The sequence below is a fragment of the Arminella tubonensis genome (genome assembly GCF_003240585.1).
Taxonomy (GTDB): Bacteria; Pseudomonadota; Alphaproteobacteria; order Rhizobiales; family Rhizobiaceae; genus Rhizobium; species Rhizobium tubonense.
Window position 1 is genome coordinate 357,576 of sequence record NZ_PCDP01000035.1, and the last position, 15,738, is coordinate 373,313.

15 protein-coding genes are annotated in these 15,738 nt (G+C 59.3%); 11 read left to right on the top strand and 4 right to left on the bottom strand.

Going from position 1 to position 15,738, the window contains the following annotated elements; all coding sequences use genetic code 11:
* Positions 1–33 precede the first annotated feature (33 nt).
* Positions 34–765: a helix-turn-helix transcriptional regulator gene (locus tag CPY51_RS13380; RefSeq protein WP_111160698.1), complete on the top strand. Its 732-nt coding sequence runs from the start codon at positions 34–36 to the stop codon at positions 763–765.
* A gap of 12 nt (positions 766–777) precedes the next feature.
* Here CPY51_RS13380 and CPY51_RS13385 read toward each other — a convergent pair whose 3' ends face one another.
* The 3 genes from CPY51_RS13385 to CPY51_RS13395 all read right to left on the bottom strand — a co-directional run bounded on the left by CPY51_RS13385 (position 778) and on the right by CPY51_RS13395 (position 3,518).
* A complete protein-coding gene (locus CPY51_RS13385) occupies positions 778–1,908 on the bottom strand; it encodes a DUF2333 family protein (RefSeq protein ID WP_111160699.1) in 1,131 nt (376 codons plus the stop codon).
* Between the two features lie 120 nt (positions 1,909–2,028).
* Positions 2,029–3,042, bottom strand: a complete 1,014-nt coding sequence (locus CPY51_RS13390) for a hypothetical protein (RefSeq protein WP_111160700.1) — start codon at positions 3,040–3,042, stop codon at positions 2,029–2,031.
* An 86-nt stretch (positions 3,043–3,128) separates the two neighbouring features.
* The gene (locus tag CPY51_RS13395) at positions 3,129–3,518 is read right to left on the bottom strand and encodes a c-type cytochrome (RefSeq protein ID WP_111160701.1); all 390 of its coding nucleotides are present in this window, start codon (positions 3,516–3,518) and stop codon (positions 3,129–3,131) included.
* Between the two features lie 255 nt (positions 3,519–3,773).
* On the opposite strand from CPY51_RS13395, the gene CPY51_RS13400 reads away from it, so the two are divergent.
* From CPY51_RS13400 to CPY51_RS34080, 9 genes are all read left to right on the top strand, one after another.
* Positions 3,774–4,718, top strand: a complete 945-nt coding sequence (locus CPY51_RS13400) for a choline ABC transporter substrate-binding protein (protein WP_111160990.1) — start codon at positions 3,774–3,776, stop codon at positions 4,716–4,718.
* Positions 4,719–4,898: 180 nt separating this feature from the next.
* The gene (gene choW, locus CPY51_RS13405) at positions 4,899–5,741 is read left to right on the top strand and encodes a choline ABC transporter permease subunit (protein WP_111160702.1); all 843 of its coding nucleotides are present in this window, start codon (positions 4,899–4,901) and stop codon (positions 5,739–5,741) included.
* Positions 5,738–6,793, top strand: coding sequence for a choline ABC transporter ATP-binding protein (choV, locus tag CPY51_RS13410; RefSeq protein ID WP_111160703.1), 1,056 nt, complete (start codon positions 5,738–5,740; stop codon positions 6,791–6,793). The genes choW and choV overlap by 4 nt, the downstream gene beginning before the upstream one ends.
* A 53-nt stretch (positions 6,794–6,846) precedes the next feature.
* Positions 6,847–7,596 carry a HugZ family pyridoxamine 5'-phosphate oxidase gene (locus CPY51_RS13415; protein WP_111160704.1) on the top strand — a complete coding sequence of 250 codons (750 nt, stop codon included), beginning with the start codon at positions 6,847–6,849 and terminating at the stop codon, positions 7,594–7,596.
* 137 nt (positions 7,597–7,733) lie between these two features.
* A complete protein-coding gene (locus tag CPY51_RS13420) occupies positions 7,734–8,051 on the top strand; it encodes an ArsR/SmtB family transcription factor (RefSeq protein WP_111160705.1) in 318 nt (105 codons plus the stop codon).
* A gap of 335 nt (positions 8,052–8,386) precedes the next feature.
* Positions 8,387–9,715, top strand: a complete 1,329-nt coding sequence (gene aptA, locus CPY51_RS13425) for an omega-aminotransferase AptA (RefSeq protein WP_111160991.1) — start codon at positions 8,387–8,389, stop codon at positions 9,713–9,715.
* Positions 9,716–9,916: 201 nt separating this feature from the next.
* The gene (gene ade / locus CPY51_RS13430; RefSeq protein WP_111160706.1) at positions 9,917–11,614 is read left to right on the top strand and encodes an adenine deaminase; all 1,698 of its coding nucleotides are present in this window, start codon (positions 9,917–9,919) and stop codon (positions 11,612–11,614) included.
* A 120-nt stretch (positions 11,615–11,734) separates the two neighbouring features.
* The gene (locus CPY51_RS13435; protein WP_111160707.1) at positions 11,735–11,935 is read left to right on the top strand and encodes a hypothetical protein; all 201 of its coding nucleotides are present in this window, start codon (positions 11,735–11,737) and stop codon (positions 11,933–11,935) included.
* A complete protein-coding gene (locus tag CPY51_RS34080) occupies positions 11,932–12,186 on the top strand; it encodes a ParE family toxin-like protein (protein WP_111160708.1) in 255 nt (84 codons plus the stop codon). Before CPY51_RS13435 ends, CPY51_RS34080 begins: the two co-directional genes overlap by 4 nt.
* A 6-nt stretch (positions 12,187–12,192) precedes the next feature.
* On the opposite strand, the gene bglA is transcribed toward CPY51_RS34080, so the two are convergent.
* Complete coding sequence (gene bglA / locus CPY51_RS13445) at positions 12,193–13,836, bottom strand: beta-galactosidase BglA (RefSeq protein WP_111160709.1); 1,644 nt, start codon at positions 13,834–13,836, stop codon at positions 12,193–12,195.
* A gap of 295 nt (positions 13,837–14,131) precedes the next feature.
* Here bglA and CPY51_RS13450 point away from each other — a divergent pair, with 295 nt between their 5' ends.
* Positions 14,132–15,712, top strand: coding sequence for a peptide ABC transporter substrate-binding protein (locus CPY51_RS13450; RefSeq protein WP_111160992.1), 1,581 nt, complete (start codon positions 14,132–14,134; stop codon positions 15,710–15,712).
* Positions 15,713–15,738: the final 26 nt, after the last annotated feature.

Sequence of the window (15,738 nt, forward strand, 5' to 3'; positions counted from 1 at the left end):
GATATCGGTAACACTCATGGGCGCCGACGATAGATGTCCTATATGATTACCGCTGAAAGACAGTCCTTGCTGGCCGCGGAATTTGCCGCAGCCAGAACGCATACGGCATTGGTCCAGGCTTTGGAGCGGACCACGCAGGCGTTCGGAATGAGCCATTTTTCGTTCATTCACGCGCCCACGCCGAAGGATGTCGTGCTCGCCCCGCTGATCATCCATACGTCGATGTCGCTTCAGTTCCTGCGTGACTTCGACCGTAACCAGATGCTGCAAAGCTGCCCGATCCTGGCCCGCATGCGTGACTCTGTGCTGCCGCAGACATGGCACATGATCGAAAAGAGCCACGTTCCCGCCCTGGATTTTCCGCGCGAGCTTCGTGCCATGCTGCCGGAGCATCAGCTGCCGATGGGCGTCGCCATTCCGATCAACGCCACGCACGGCCAGCGGCTGGTGTTCTGGTTCCTGGGCAATCGCAGCGGCCTCAGCCAGGTCGAGCTCAATGAGCTCTGCATGATCATGCTGCAGGCACTCGACAGCTACAATTCCATTGTGCGGAGCGATGGCGCGATACAGCAGGCGCTATCCGCTCGCGAACTCGAGATCGTTCGCTGGACCGCGCAGGGAAAGACGTCCATCGAGATCGGCCAGATTCTCTCCCTCTCCGACCACACTGTTAACGCCTACATGACCAACGCAATCAAGAAGCTCGACTGCGTCAACCGGACCCAGCTGGTTGCCAAGGCCATCAGGTTGAAGCTGATCAACTGACGCCGACCTAAATTAGCGCCCGCCGAGAACCGCCCGGGTCTCCACCAGGTTGGAGCGCACCCTCAGGATATAGAAGCCCATCGTCGCCAGATGGCTCGGCATGATCCAGCCGTCCTCGCGTCCATTCGAAATGATCGACGGCTGAATCCGAAGTGCGGCCTGGAACTGCTTCATGGTATCGGCCCAGAGAGTGCCGACATTGCGCTCGGCCAGAACCTTGGAGAAATCCGAGCCGGCGGCATCGAGTATTCCGTAGTAGCCGTAGAGCTGGCCGTAGGCGAACCAGAACCGATCGTCGGCGCGCATGTCGAACCAGCCGTAGTTGTGCTTTTCGGAGCGCTCGGCCAGCACGTCGGAGGTGCTGCCGAGATCGTTGGTGATCCGATCGATGAATTCGATCAGGTTGTCGGCACGGCTGTCGAAGGTGGCGTTGCATTTGCCAAGATCGGCGTTGAACTTCCTGAGGCTTGTGGCGGCAGCGCGATAATAATCAGGGGTCGGTGTCTTGGGACCGAAAGGCCTGAAACCGAAATACCAGCTCGACTCGTCGAATTGCAGATTTCCGCGCGCGCTCTGGAGGTCGCCGTTGATACCGGAAGTGCCGCGAACACGGCCAAGCGAGTCGACCAGCTCGACGGAGGTCCGTCGTATCGCCTGGTTGACGCCGCGCTGGAACGCCGCCTTGTTATCGAAGAAAGGCGTGTCGTCCCAGTCCAGCCCGAAAAAGCCGAGCTTGAACAGCACCATCGATGAAATCCAGGCGTTTTCGTTGACGTTGAAGTCGATGAGGTTGGCCGTCACGTCGACAAGCGCGGAGGGCTCGCAGACCTTTGCAGCCGTCGCCTGGCTGGCATCGACAGGTGGGAGCTCTTGGCCTGCCGGCTTGCGATCCGCAAGTTTGTAGCTGTCGATATAATTCGGATTGAAGCCGGTCCAGGCCTGGGTCTGCCAGATGAAATAGACGTAGAGGCAGGCAAGCAACAGCACAAAGGCAGCCACCGGCAGCTTGATGAACCAGTTGCGCCGGCGATACCATCCGTGTGCCGCCAGAAACGGCCAGGTGGCCCAGACCACGAACAAGCCCAACGCACGCCCGATGGCGCGGAAAATCCGCTCGAAAAACGCAACGATCGGATCAAGCATGGGTTTCTCCCTTTACGCCCCCGGACGAAACACGCCCGTGACAAGTAGCTGCCTGTGCAAATATGGGCTCCCCACCATAAGGGCAACCTGCATTCGTGATATTTTGGGCGGCAACCGCGTTCAAGCCCCTGGCGCAGTCTCGTTTTCCGCGTCCTCAGGCTGTTGAACCGTCTCCGGCCTTGCGTCCAGCCGGCGCGCAAAGGCCTGGTCGGCAATTGCCTTGCGATCAAAAAGATCATGTCCCGCCAGCACATTAGCATCGAAGGCGGCGATCAGCGCCGCGACTGGCGCCGGTGCCTCACCAGGTGGACCGTCAAGTTGGGCCTGCGCGGCCTTCAGAAGCGTGATGCGCTGCTCATTGTCGACGGCAAGCTTGCCCGTCATCGCGTTGACGGAAGCAATATGCCCGTTCAGAGCGTCGACGAAATCCTCGTAGATCGAGATGAGCCGCTGCAAGGTCTCGCGCTCCGGCTTGAATTCGAGCTCCTTTGCATGGAGAGCTTCACGCTCGGTGACAAATACCTTGCGTTCCTCTTCGAGCGCCGCGAGCGCGACACGATCGCCTCCCGAGGCAATCCCGCTGCGTCGATCCGCGATCTGGAGCAGCAGCACGTCCGACCGACGCTGCAGATCCTCGATGTCGAAATCGACCCGCTGTCGCTGCTCGATGATGCGCAGAAGATGATCCTCGCATTCGCGATAGTGCTTGAGGAGAGCGGGGCGCAATGTCCTAAGCATTTCATCCAGAATTGCCGCGGCCGCGAGTTGATCTTCCAGTTCGCCGGCTATTGCCGACGGGCTGGGATTGTTCAAGTGCATCCGGCGCTTGAAGTAGCCTCGAGATGGCTGCCCGATGGTCTCGTCGAACAGACGACCGAACTCCTGCCCAGTCGCAAGCGTTGCGGCATCCAGCGTCCTCAGCAACGTGGCAGTCTGCAACTTCCACCGCTCCATCAGCCGGACCGTTTCGCCGACAAGCGCCTCCTCGGCGGGAAAATTGATCGCACCGCGTCGTGCGGCGCCCCTGGAGTGGTCCGCAAGTATTGCGTCGGTGGCGGCGAGCCCTTCGAGCACGTCACCCAGCGTCGCGCGCGCCTTGCCGGCATCGCTCTCCAACGGTTTGGACTTCGCCATGCCAGGTTCCTCCGATTGCCGACACTGTAGAGACTAACCGCTTAAACTCACAAAGAAAATGTCCATAGGCCCAGCGAAGCTGGTTCTTATTGGGCAGCGCCCGGATTTTTCAGATAGGCGATGACGTTGTCGAGATCCTTGTCGCTCTTCAACCCCGGAAACGTCATCCGCGTTCCCTTGACGATAAATTGCGGGCTGGGGAGATATTTCCGCAGCAGCGCCTCGTCCCAGACTTTCCCACCTTGAGAAAACGCCTTCATGGCAGGCGAGTAGCTGTAGCTGGCAACCGAAGCGACCGGGCGCCCGACGACCCCCATCAGCGACGGACCCACCTTGTTGACCGGCTCGGTGGCAGTATGGCAGGCGCCGCATTTCTTGAAGACCTGCGCCCCCGCGACCGCATCGCCGTCGGCAAAGGCCGCCGCCGCGGAGAGCGCAAGCAACGCCACCGCGGCTGTCAAACAGTGCCATTTCATCGTCTCGCCCTTCCGACCGAACAATTGCCGTCAACCCGACCGCAATTGCACCGACCATAAAGCAGCCCCACTAGGCTTTGGCGATGACCTAATGACGCGGCCGAACCCTAATCAAATTTCCGTTATAACGGGTCGACGTCGCAATCGGCCCCTCCAAACCGCCGCAAATGCACTGAGGTCGCTTGTAAATGTCGAGTATTGGTGATTGCTTGGGAACGTTAGACTGGGAGTCACACAATGAAAAAAATGAGTGCAATGACACTGACCCTGACGACAGCTCTTACCGCGCTGGCGCTGGGTATCTCGACTACTTCGGTTTCTGCTGCTGAGCCCGCCAGCTGTAACACCGTTCACTTCTCCGACGTCGGCTGGACCGACATCACCGCTACGACGGCAACTGCGTCGGTCATCCTGAAGAGCCTTGGCTACGAGCCGGACTCAAAGGTCCTGTCCGTACCCGTGACCTACACGTCGATGAAGAACAAGGACATCGACGTTTTCCTCGGAAACTGGATGCCGTCGATGGCAGCCGACATCAAGCCCTTCGCCGACGACAAGTCGGTTGAAACCGTTCGCGCCAATCTCGAGGGTGCCAAGTACACGCTTGCCACCAACGAAAAGGGTGCCGGCCTCGGAATCAAGGACTTCAAGGACATCGCCGCCCACAAGGAAGATCTTGACGGAAAGATCTACGGCATCGAGCCTGGCAACGACGGCAATCGCCTGATCATCGGCATGGTCGACAAGGACCAGTTCAGCCTCAAGGGCTTCGACGTCGTCGAATCCTCGGAACAGGGCATGCTTGCGCAGGTCGCCCGCGCCAACAAGGAAGGCAAGCCGATCGTCTTCCTCGGATGGGAACCTCATCCCATGAACACGAATTTCAAGCTGACCTATCTCTCCGGCGGCGACGACACCTTCGGCCCGAACTATGGCGGCGCAACCGTCTATACCAACGTCCGTGCCGGCTTCACGCAGGAATGCCCGAATGTCGGCGCCCTGCTCAAGAACCTCGTCTTCTCTCTGAAGATGGAGAATGAGATCATGGGCAAGATCCAGAACGATGGCGCCGAGCCGGAAGCCGCTGCCACCGCATGGCTGAAGGCTAACCCGACCGTCGTACAGCCCTGGCTCGTCGGCGTTACCACGAAGGATGGCGGCGACGCCGCCGCCGCGGTCAAGGCAAAGCTTGGCCTCTGATCATAACGGAGGGGCGGGACGACCGCCCCTTCCTCGTTGTGACGAATTGGTGCACCAATCATCAGATCAAAGACGGTCTGGTGACAAAATTCGTGTATCAGTTCAAAGTGCTACGGCATCCGTTGCCTTCCCTAAAGGCGCGGTGCTGTGACCGGTTCCTTCTAATCGCGGGCGAGCAATGTGACCTGGATAACCGATTATCGCATTCCCATCGGCGCATGGGCGAAACAATTCGTTGATTGGCTGACTACAAGCGGCGGCTGGTTCTTCGACTGGCTGGCCTTCGTGCTGTCGCACGTGATTGCGGGACTTCTGTACGTCCTGCAGGAGCCGAACCCGTTTATCGTCATCCTGGCCATCACTGCCATCGCCTACTGGCTGAGGCGCTCCCTCCTCGTCGCCGTCCTCACCTGTCTGGGCCTGCTGCTGATCATGAACCAGGGCTACTGGAAGGAAACGACCGAGACGCTGGCGCTGGTGCTCGCGTCCACCTTCGTCAGCATGATCGTCGGCGTGCCACTCGGCATCGCCGCTGCCCGCCGCGCCTGGGTCTATTCCTTCATGCGGCCGATTCTCGACCTCATGCAGACCATTCCGACATTCGTCTATCTGATTCCAGCACTTATCCTTTTCGGCCTTGGCATGGTGCCCGGCCTGATCGCCACGGTGATCTTCGCCATCCCCGCCCCCATTCGCCTGACCCGTCTCGGCATCATCTCGACGCCACCGTCGCTCGTCGAGGCCGCCGAGTCCTTCGGCGCCACGCCGATGCAGGTCCTGCGCAAGGTCGAGCTTCCGTTCGCGACCCCGCAGATCATGGCCGGGCTGACCCAGACGATCATGCTGTCGCTGTCCATGGTGGTGATCTCCGCGCTGGTCGGTGCTGCAGGTCTCGGCGTTCCCGTTGTCCGGGCGCTGAACACTGTCAATGTCGCCAAGGGCTTCGAGTCAGGTCTTTGCATCGTCATTCTGGCGATTATCCTCGATCGAATGTTCCGCACCTCGGCAGGAGACGGCGTATGAGCACTGCAGTCACCTTCAAGGACGTCAACATCATTTTCGGCGATCGTCCGGAAAACGCGCTGATGATGGTCGATCAGGGCAAGACCCGCGACGAGATCGGCACCGCGACCGGCCTGGTACTCGGTGTCGCCAACGCCTCGCTCGATATCGAGGAAGGCGAAATCCTCGTGCTGATGGGCCTCTCCGGCTCCGGCAAGTCGACGTTGCTGCGTGCCGTCAACGGGCTTGCCCCGGTCGTGCGCGGCGAGGTCTCCGTGCAGACCGTGAACGGCGCTCTCAACCCCTACAAGTGCAACGCCAAAGCTCTGCGCGATCTGCGCATGCATACCGTCTCCATGGTATTCCAGCAATTCGCGCTGCTACCGTGGCGTACCGTCGCCGACAATATCGGCTTCGGTCTCGAACTCGCCCGCGTGCCCGAGGCCGAGCGCAAGAAGCGCGTGGGTGAACAGCTCGAGCTCGTCAACCTGACCCAATGGGCGAACCGCAAGGTCAACGAACTCTCCGGCGGCATGCAGCAGCGCGTCGGCCTCGCCCGCGCCTTTGCCACAGGCGCGCCGATCCTCTTGATGGACGAGCCGTTTTCAGCACTCGATCCACTGATCCGAACCCGACTGCAGGACGAACTGCTGGAATTCCAGCGCCGCCTGAAGCGCACCATCCTGTTCGTCAGCCACGACCTGGACGAAGCCTTCCGGATCGGTAATCGCATCGCCATCATGGAAGGCGGCCGCATCATCCAGTGCGGCACGCCGCAGGAGATCGTCAAGAACCCAGCCGACCAGTATGTCGCCGATTTCGTGCAGCATATGAACCCGATCAGCATGCTGACGGCACGAGATGTCATGCAGCCGGGTTTGGGCCATGCTGCCTCCGGCAGCACAGTCACCGCCACCGCGCGTGCCACGACCCCTCTGATCGACATTCTCGACGCCCTCGCCCGCCAGCCGGGCAGCATCGGTGTCGTCGACAACGGCGCGATCATCGGCACGATCTGCGCCCAGGATATCGTGACGGGCCTGACCAGCCACCGGCGGAAAGAACAGGCCTGAGGGCAGGCCTGTCACCTCGCCTCTGGTTCGAGACCGCACGACCGGGAGACCGCATGAGCGACAAACCCTCGGTGTTGCGCGAAACCGACGAGGAAGCACGCAAGCTTGCCCGCATGCTGTTGCGTTCCGCGGGTTACGCAGCACTCGCCGTTATTGATCCGGACAACGGTTTTCCGGCCGCAAGCCGCGTTCTGCTCGGCACCGATATAGATGGTGTTCCGGTCATTCTGGTGTCGGCGCTTTCCGCCCACACGAAGGCATTGTCAGAGGACCCGCGAGCATCGTTGCTGGTTGGAGAACCCGGCAAAGGCGATCCCCTCGCTCACGCGCGACTAGCGATACGATGCCGCGCCGAGAGAGTAGACCGCGCCACGACGTTGCACGACCGGATACGCACCCGCTTCCTCGGCGAGCACCCGAAGGCGAAGCTTTATATTGACTTCCCGGACTTCGGCTTTTATCGCCTTCTGCCTCTATCGGCGAGCCTCAACGGCGGCTTCGGCAAGGCCTATCTGTTGCCCGGCGAGGACCTCGAGATTCGTTCGGTCTTTAGTGAAACGATTGCACGAGATGCCGAAGCCATAGTGCGAGAATTAGTATTGAGGCGTCCCGGCGCAGTCGCCAAATTCACCGATAAGTTGAAGACACGTGCAAGCCGGAGTTGGCGCATATCAACCGTCGATGCAGCAGGTTTTACCGTAATTGTTGGTGAAAATAGGCTTAGATATGACTTTTCCAGCCCAATTGATTCCTATGAGAACTTACAATCTTACATATCTAAAGTAACATACTCGATACCTTAAATTTAGGTATATACAATCTTCTGGTTAAGTTGGTATTTTTCATCATCAGTTTAGTTCAGCAACTGAGCAGCTAGATTTCGCGACCGAGATGCCTCCCTCACCCTTGATGTCGCAATTGCATTGGGAAGATTGAAATTATGAAAACACAAAATTTGTCCGACCATTCCACCGTTGCCGCAGCCCTGCTTTCCGCAATGGCCAACCCAAAGCGCCTGATGATCCTCTGCAGCCTCGTCCGCGGAGAAGTGCCCGTAGGCGTCCTCGCCAACCATGTCGGGCTCAGCCAATCCGCCCTTTCGCAGCACCTTTCGAAGCTTCGCGCACAGAAGCTCGTGAAGACGCGCAGGGACGCTCAAACGATTTACTACTCAAGTACATCTGAGCATGTAATGAAAGTTCTATCAACTTTAGAAGGTATCTATTGCGATCAGGAACAGAACAAGTCTGCCGCCTGATATATTGATTTCCGGCATCAGGTTTTGATGTTGTCCTACAATTTAAGATGCATCCTTTAAGTGTGCATCGACCTATATTTTCATTACGAATTAATTGCGTTGAGGGGTCGGCAAGCTTTCGGGCTTGCCGACCTTTCTCCGTGAGACCAGCCTTTGTGCCGAACTGTCACATCTGCCTCGAGCACGTAGTCCGGAGCCTCTACCCGTATCGCTCCCGCATAATTTGCGTCCTTGTCTTGACGCCCCTCGTTCGACTGATAATTTGACCGGGCAGTAAATAATCAGGCGCCAAGCCGCGACCGGGAACTGGCCCCCGCATGGCCATGGAGAACATCATGTCCGACCGTTTGAATGCCACGCCCAATGATTTGAGGGCGTTCTGGATGCCGTTCACCTCGAACCGGCAGTTCAAAAAGGAACCGCGCCTGTTCGTCGGCGCCAAGGACATGCACTATACCACCCACGACGGTCGGCAGGTGCTGGACGGTACGGCAGGCCTCTGGTGTGTCAATGCGGGCCATTGCCGCCCTAAGATTACGGAAGCGATCCGCCAGCAGGCAGGCGAACTCGATTACGCACCGGCCTTCCAGCTCGGCCACCCCAAGGCATTCGAATTGGCGAACCGCCTGGTCGACATCGCGCCCGAAGGTATGAACCACGTTCTCTATACCAACTCCGGCTCCGAATCCGTCGAAACCGCGCTTAAGGTCGCTCTCGCCTATCACAGGGTGAAGGGCAACGGCTCACGCTTCCGCCTGATCGGCCGCGAGCGCGGCTATCACGGCGTCAATTTCGGGGGCATCTCCGTCGGTGGCATTGTTTCCAACCGCAAGATGTTCGGCACCCTGCTGACCGGCGTCGACCACATGCCGCACACCCACGTTCCCGGCAAGAACGCCTTCACCAAGGGCGAGCCAGAGCACGGCGGCGATATCGCCAGCGAACTGGAGCGCATCGTCACGCTGCACGACGCCTCGACCATCGCCGCTGTTATCGTCGAGCCCGTCTCGGGATCGACAGGCGTCCTGATCCCGCCAAAGGGCTACCTGCAGAAGCTTCGCGAAATCTGCACCAAGCACGGCATCCTGCTGATCTTCGATGAAGTCATCACCGGTTTCGGCCGTTTGGGAGCCCCGTTCGCCGCGCAATATTACGATGTCGTCCCCGACATGATCACCACTGCCAAGGGCCTGACCAACGGCGTCATCCCGATGGGCGCCGTGTTCGTCACCTCTGAAATCCATGATGCCTTCATGCAGGGTCCCGAGCACATGATCGAGTTCATGCATGGCTACACTTACTCGGGCAACCCGATGGCCTGCGCCGCAGCGCTCGCGACCCTCGACACCTACAAGGAAGAGGGCCTTCTCACCCGCGCCGCCGAGCTCGCCGATTATTGGGCCGATGGCCTGCATTCTCTGCGCGACTGCCCTAATGTCATCGACATCCGCAACACCGGCCTCATAGGCGCCATTGAACTCGACCCGATCGCCGGAGAACCCACCAAACGCGCCTTCACCGCATTCCTGAAGGCCTATGAGAAGGGCATCCTCATCCGCACGACAGGCGACATCATCGCCATGTCCCCACCCCTGATCATCGAGAAGCACCACATCGACGAGCTGTTCGGCAAGCTGCGCGAGATTTTGCAGAACAATATCTGATGTCATAGTTCCCTTTACCTAAAAGAGCCCCTCACCCCAGCCCTCTCCCCGCAGGCGGGGAGAGGGAGTCCGCTAAATTTGGTCGTGAAAAGAAAAACGCACCATCAGCACCCACAGAGCAGTCCCCTCTCCCCGTAAAACGGGGAGAGGGTTAGGGTGAGGGGCAACTCCGCAATCACCGCGACCGCAAGGACAGACCCCATGACCGAAAAACTCGAGCGCTTCATCGACCAGGGCGTCGGGCGCGAGCCTGCCGATATCGTGCTCAAGGGCGGGCGGTTCTTCGATCTGGTGACCGGCGAACTGATCACCTCCGATATCGCCATTTCAGCCGACCGCATCGTTGGCACCTGCGGCGATTATGTCGGGCGACAAGAGATCGACATCTCCGGCAAGATCGTCGTCCCAGGCTTCATCGACACCCATCTCCACATTGAGTCCTCCCTGGTGACGCCGCACGAGTTCGACCGCTGCGTGCTGCCCTACGGCGTGACGACGGTCATTTGCGACCCACACGAAATCGCCAACGTGCTCGGATCAGAGGGCATCCAGTTCTTTCTGGATAGTGCCCTCGAAACGATCATGGACATCCGCGTGCAGCTCTCCTCCTGCGTTCCAGCCACGCATCTGGAAACCTCTGGCGCCGATCTTCCGATCGAGAAGCTGCTGCCCTTCCGGCACCACGAGAAGGTCATCGGTCTCGCCGAGTTCATGAATTTTCCCGGCGTGATCCACAAGGATCCGATCTGCATGGCCAAGCTTGAGGCCTTTCAGGGCGGCCATATCGACGGTCACGCACCGCTTCTGCGCGGCAACGACCTCAATGGCTATCTGGCTGCAGGCATCCGCACCGAGCACGAGGCAACGACTGCCGACGAGGCGATGGAGAAGGTCCGCAAGGGCATGCACATCCTCGTCCGCGAAGGCTCGGTCTCGAAGGACCTGCACGCCCTGATGCCGATCATTACCGAACGCCTGTCGCCCTTCATCGCGCTCTGCACCGACGACCGCAATCCGCTCGACATCGCCGAACAAGGCCACCTCGACTATATGATCCGCACTGCAATCGCCCACGGCGTCGAGCCGCTGGCAATCTACCGGGCCGCATCGATCTCGGCTGCCCGCGCCTTCGGTCTTCGCGACCGCGGCCTAGTGGCTCCGGGCTGGCGTGCCGACCTCGTTGTCATCGACAGCCTGGAAAACTGCAAGGCCGAAATGGTTTTCGCCGCCGGCCGGCTTGTCACCGACGCGCTCTTTGCCACCCGCAAACCGGTCGCCCCCGTTGGGCTCGACAGCGTCAAGGCACGCACGGTCAACGCGGCCGATTTCGGCGTGCCCGTGGCCGAAGGCGAGACCTCCGTCATCGGCGTCCTTCCGGGCAAGATCATCACCGAGCACCGCCGCTTCCGCCTTCCGGCCATCGGCAACCAGACCACGGTCGATCTCGCCCGCGACATCATCAAGGTCGCCGTCATCGAGCGCCACGGCAAGAACGGCAACCACGCCAACGGCTTCGTCCAGGGCTTCGGCCTGAAGAAAGGCGCCATCGCCTCGACGGTCGGCCACGACAGCCACAACATCTGCATCGTCGGCGTCAGCGAGGACGACATGGCGCAGGCCGCCAATAGGCTCAGTGAGATCAAGGGCGGCTTCGTCGTCGTCGAGGACGGAAAGGTGACCGGCGAAATCTCCCTGCCTGTCGCCGGCCTGATGAGCCTTGAGCCCTACGAGAGCGTCCGCGACACGCTCCACCATCTCCGCCAGGCAGCGCTCGCCCTCGGCTCCACGCTGCAGGAACCCTTCCTCCAACTCGCCTTCCTGCCCCTCCCCGTCATCCCCCACCTGAAGATTTCAGACAAGGGCATGGTGGATGTGGACAAGTTCATGCTGATCGGGTGATGGATGCCGACGATCATCACGCTACTTCGCAACGCTTTGATAAGCGGGGCCACGATGTTATATCTGGAGAAACGGACTTGACGCGACAATCGAGGCACTGCTGGACCCAGAGGACTAGCCATGACCAAACTAGAGCAGATCGAGAAGACGGTCGCAGAACTCGACAGCGCGGAATTCGAGGCATTCAGTGCTTGGTTCGAATCGCTGCAGGCAAAGCGTTGGGACAGCCAAATAGAAGCCGATTCGACGAGCGGTAAGCTAGATCGGTTCGGCGAAAAGGCCCTGGCTGATTTTCGCAACGGGAAGACCAAACGCCTGTGAGGCATCACGCCACTGCGGACTTCTGGCAAGCTTATCGAACGCTTCCAGCACAGGTTCAAAAGTCAGCTGATCGAAACTTTGAACTATTGAAATTAAATCCGAAACATCCTTCGCTTCATTTTAAACAGGCCGGTAGCTTCTGGTCGGTTCGAGTCGGCATATCTTGGCGTGCTCTCGCCGTGCAAGACGGCGAAGATTTCGTCTGGTTCTGGATCAGCTCCCATGCCGACTACGACAAATTGCTGCGATAGGCTCGCCTAAACCCGCCCGCAAAACGCATCAAGCCCATCCAACTTGACGCTCGTGACCGCCGTCGCAGGAACGAACCCAGGAACCGGCACGACCTCCTTGACCGTCAATCCCTTCGGCAGATGCACGTCCACCGGCTTCCTTCCCAGGTTGAAGACGAAGAGCAGCGTTTCGCCGCGCTTCTCGCGGGTGAAAGCGAGGACATCTTCCTTGGTGTCGACGAATGTCAAGTCGCCGTCGTAGAGCGCGGGGTGCTGTCTGCGGAAGGCAAGCGTCTGGCGATAGTGCAGCAGAACGGAATCAGGCTCAGCCTCCTGCTTGTCGACGGCAAGCGCAGCATGCTGATAGGGCACCGGCAGCCAGGATTTCTCGGCCGTCGTGAAGCCTGCATGTACCCTGCCCGCTTCCCAGGGCATCGGCGTGCGGCATCCGTCGCGACCCTTGAAGGCCGGCCAGAAACGAATGCCATAGGGATCGCGCAGGTCTTCAAAGGCCAGATCAGCCTCCGGCAGGCCCAGCTCCTCGCCCTGGTAAAGGCAGATCGAACCGCGCAGCGTCGACAGCAGGGATATCGCCAGCTTGGCAACGCGCGGGCGTTCTTCTTCCGTCTCGGCGAAGCGGCTGACGTGGCGGTTAACGTCGTGGTTCGAGAACGCCCAGCAGACCCAGCCATCGGTGACGCTTTCCTGGAACGAACTAACGCAGCGGCGGAAATGCGCCGGCGTGAACTCAGGCCCGAGCAGATCGAAGGTGTAGCACATGTGCAGCTTGTCGCCGCCACTGGTATAGGCAGCGAGCGTCTGCAGCGATCGAGCGCCGTCGCCGACTTCGCCGACAGTCGCCCTGTTCTCGTAGGTATCGAGCAGCGCGCGCAGCCGCTTCAGGAATGCGAGGTTTTCCGGCTGCGTCTTGTCGTAGAGATGGTTCTGCATGCCATAGGGATTGGTATCAGGCGCATCGAGCCCGCTCGCCTCGTCACGCGGCTCGACCGGCGGATTATCTCGCAGGAGCTTGTCGCAGAAATAGTAATTGACGGTATCGAGCCGGAAGCCATCGACGCCACGTTCCAACCAGAACTTGATAGCCGAAAGTACGGCATTCTGAACATCGGGATTGTGGAAATTCAGGTCCGGCTGCGAGATCAGGAAATTATGCTGGTAATACTGGCGGCGAACCCCGTCCCACTCCCATCCCGGCCCGCCGAAGATCGACAGCCAGTTGTTCGGCGCAGTCCCATCCGGCTTCGGCTCGGCCCAGACATACCAGTCAGCCTTGGGATTTGTCCGGCTGGAACGGCTTTCGATGAACCAGGGATGCTTGTCGGAGGTGTGGGAGATGACCTGGTCGATGATGACCTTGAGCCCGAGCGCATGCGCTGCATTCAGCATCTCGTCAAAATCGGCAAGCGTCCCGAAGATCGGATCGACGTCGCAATAGTCGGAAACGTCATAGCCCATATCGGCCATTGGCGAGGTAAAAAACGGCGCCAGCCAGATTGCGTCGACGCCGAGAGAGGCGATATGCGGCAGGCGACGGGTGATGCCCTTGATGTCGCCTAGGCCGTTGGCATCCGTATCCTGAAACGATCGGGGATAGACCTGATAGATCACCGCACCGCGCCACCAATCAGCGCCCCTGCCCTCTGATTCCATGAAACAATCCGCCTTCGCTCGAAAAATTCTTGAGATCGCACACTAACCGCCGGGCCGCAAAATACAAACCGAAAGCGAGGAAAGCTTGCGTGGTTTCGACGCACGGTATCCATTCCGAAAAGATGGGCGGCGCTTGTAGGTAACTATCTGTCGTTTTGCCACCTACCCCTTTTGGGGGTTGAAACAGCCGCGTTAATCAATAGGCTACTAATTGACCTGCACGTACAGGTCACCTGCGGGAAAAATGAACGACCTTGAAAACAAGGCGAAAGACTCCAGAAAGGAAGGGGCTATCATGACATTTTTGACGAAGCGATTCCTGGCATCCGCGTTGGCCGGATCATTTATTGCCTTCTCGGCGCATGCTGCAACGCTCAATATCCAGAACGGCGGCGACCCAATGTCGCTTGATCCACAGAAGCTTTCGAGCGACTACGAAAACCGGATCGCAGGCGACATCTTCGAAGGCCTCGTGACCGAGGATCCGAAGGACAATCCGGTCCCCGGCGAGGCTGCCAGCTGGACGATCTCGCCCGACGGCAAGGTTTACACGTTTAAGCTCCGCGACGGCATCAAGTGGTCGGACGGTCAGCCGGTGACAGCAGGAGACTTCGTCTTCGCCTTCCAGCGCCTTGTCGATCCGAAAAAGGCAGCCGAATACGCCTATCTTCAGTTCACCATCAAGAATGCCGAGAAGATCAACAAGGGCGAGATCACGGATTTCAACCAGCTCGGCGTCAAGGCGATCGACGACAAGACGCTTGAGATCACGCTCGAAAATCCGACCCCCTATTTCCTCAGCGCTCTGATGCACTACACGGCCTATCCGCTGCCGAAGCATGTCGTGGAGGCCAAGGGCGACGACTGGGTCAAGATCGGCAATATCGTCACAAACGGTCCCTATAAGCCAACCGAATGGGTACCGGGCTCGCACGTCACGACGGTCAAGAACGACCAGTACTGGGATGCCAAGGACGTCAAGATCGACGGTGTCACCTTCTACACCCTGGAAGACCAGTCGGCGGCGCTGAAGCGTTACCGCGCGGGCGAGTTCGACCTACTCACTTCTTTTCCGGCCGACCAGTTCGATTGGCTCCAGAAGAACCTCCCGGGTCAGGCGCATGTCGTACCGTTCCTCGGCACCTATTATTACGTCATGAACGCGACCAAGCCGCCCTTCAATGACAAGCGCGTCCGCCAGGCGTTGTCCATGGCCGTCAATCGCGAGGTCATCGGTCCCAAGGTTCTCGGCACCGGCGAATTGCCCGATTATTCCTGGGTTCCGCCAGGCACCGCCAATTATGGCGAACCGGCTTACGTGAGCTGGAAGGATCTGCCTTATCCCAAGAAGGTCGAGGAAGCGAAGAAGCTCCTGAAGGAGGCCGGCTTCGGCCCTGACCATCCACTGCACGCCCAGCTTCGCTACAACACAAACGACAACCACAAGCGCATCGCTGCCGCGATCGCCTCCATGTGGAAGCCGCTTGGCGTCGAGGTCGAGCTCTACAACACCGAAACCAAGGTGCATTATAACGAGATGCAGCATGGTCAGGTCGAGATCGGCCGCGCCGGCTGGCTCGCCGACTACAACGATCCGATCAACTTCCTGAACCTGCTCTCGACCGGCGTCGACATGAACTACGGACGCTGGAGCAATAAAGATTATGACGCCCTCTTGGCCAAGGGCAACGCCGAGACCGACCTGAAGAAGCGTGCTGAATTGTTCAAGCAGGCCGAACAGATCGCGCTCGACGACAGCGCCGCGATCCCGATCTACTATTACGTTTCCCAGACAGTCGTTGCGCCTAAGATCAGCGGCTACGAGGATAACGTGCAGGACATCCATCGCACCCGCTGGCTCACCATCAAAGAGTAAGGGACACGGGCTCTTTCCGGCACTGT

Coding starts and splice junctions, on each gene's coding strand:
- CPY51_RS13380 (WP_111160698.1), top strand. CDS start 34: ATGTCCTATATGATTACCGCTGAAAGACAGTCCTTGCTGGCCGCGGAA.
- CPY51_RS13385 (WP_111160699.1), bottom strand. CDS start 1,908: ATGCTTGATCCGATCGTTGCGTTTTTCGAGCGGATTTTCCGCGCCATC.
- CPY51_RS13390 (WP_111160700.1), bottom strand. CDS start 3,042: ATGGCGAAGTCCAAACCGTTGGAGAGCGATGCCGGCAAGGCGCGCGCG.
- CPY51_RS13395 (WP_111160701.1), bottom strand. CDS start 3,518: ATGAAATGGCACTGTTTGACAGCCGCGGTGGCGTTGCTTGCGCTCTCC.
- CPY51_RS13400 (WP_111160990.1), top strand. CDS start 3,774: ATGACACTGACCCTGACGACAGCTCTTACCGCGCTGGCGCTGGGTATC.
- choV (WP_111160703.1), top strand. CDS start 5,738: ATGAGCACTGCAGTCACCTTCAAGGACGTCAACATCATTTTCGGCGAT.
- CPY51_RS13415 (WP_111160704.1), top strand. CDS start 6,847: ATGAGCGACAAACCCTCGGTGTTGCGCGAAACCGACGAGGAAGCACGC.
- CPY51_RS13420 (WP_111160705.1), top strand. CDS start 7,734: ATGAAAACACAAAATTTGTCCGACCATTCCACCGTTGCCGCAGCCCTG.
- aptA (WP_111160991.1), top strand. CDS start 8,387: ATGTCCGACCGTTTGAATGCCACGCCCAATGATTTGAGGGCGTTCTGG.
- ade (WP_111160706.1), top strand. CDS start 9,917: ATGACCGAAAAACTCGAGCGCTTCATCGACCAGGGCGTCGGGCGCGAG.
- CPY51_RS13435 (WP_111160707.1), top strand. CDS start 11,735: ATGACCAAACTAGAGCAGATCGAGAAGACGGTCGCAGAACTCGACAGC.
- bglA (WP_111160709.1), bottom strand. CDS start 13,836: ATGGAATCAGAGGGCAGGGGCGCTGATTGGTGGCGCGGTGCGGTGATC.
- CPY51_RS13450 (WP_111160992.1), top strand. CDS start 14,132: ATGACATTTTTGACGAAGCGATTCCTGGCATCCGCGTTGGCCGGATCA.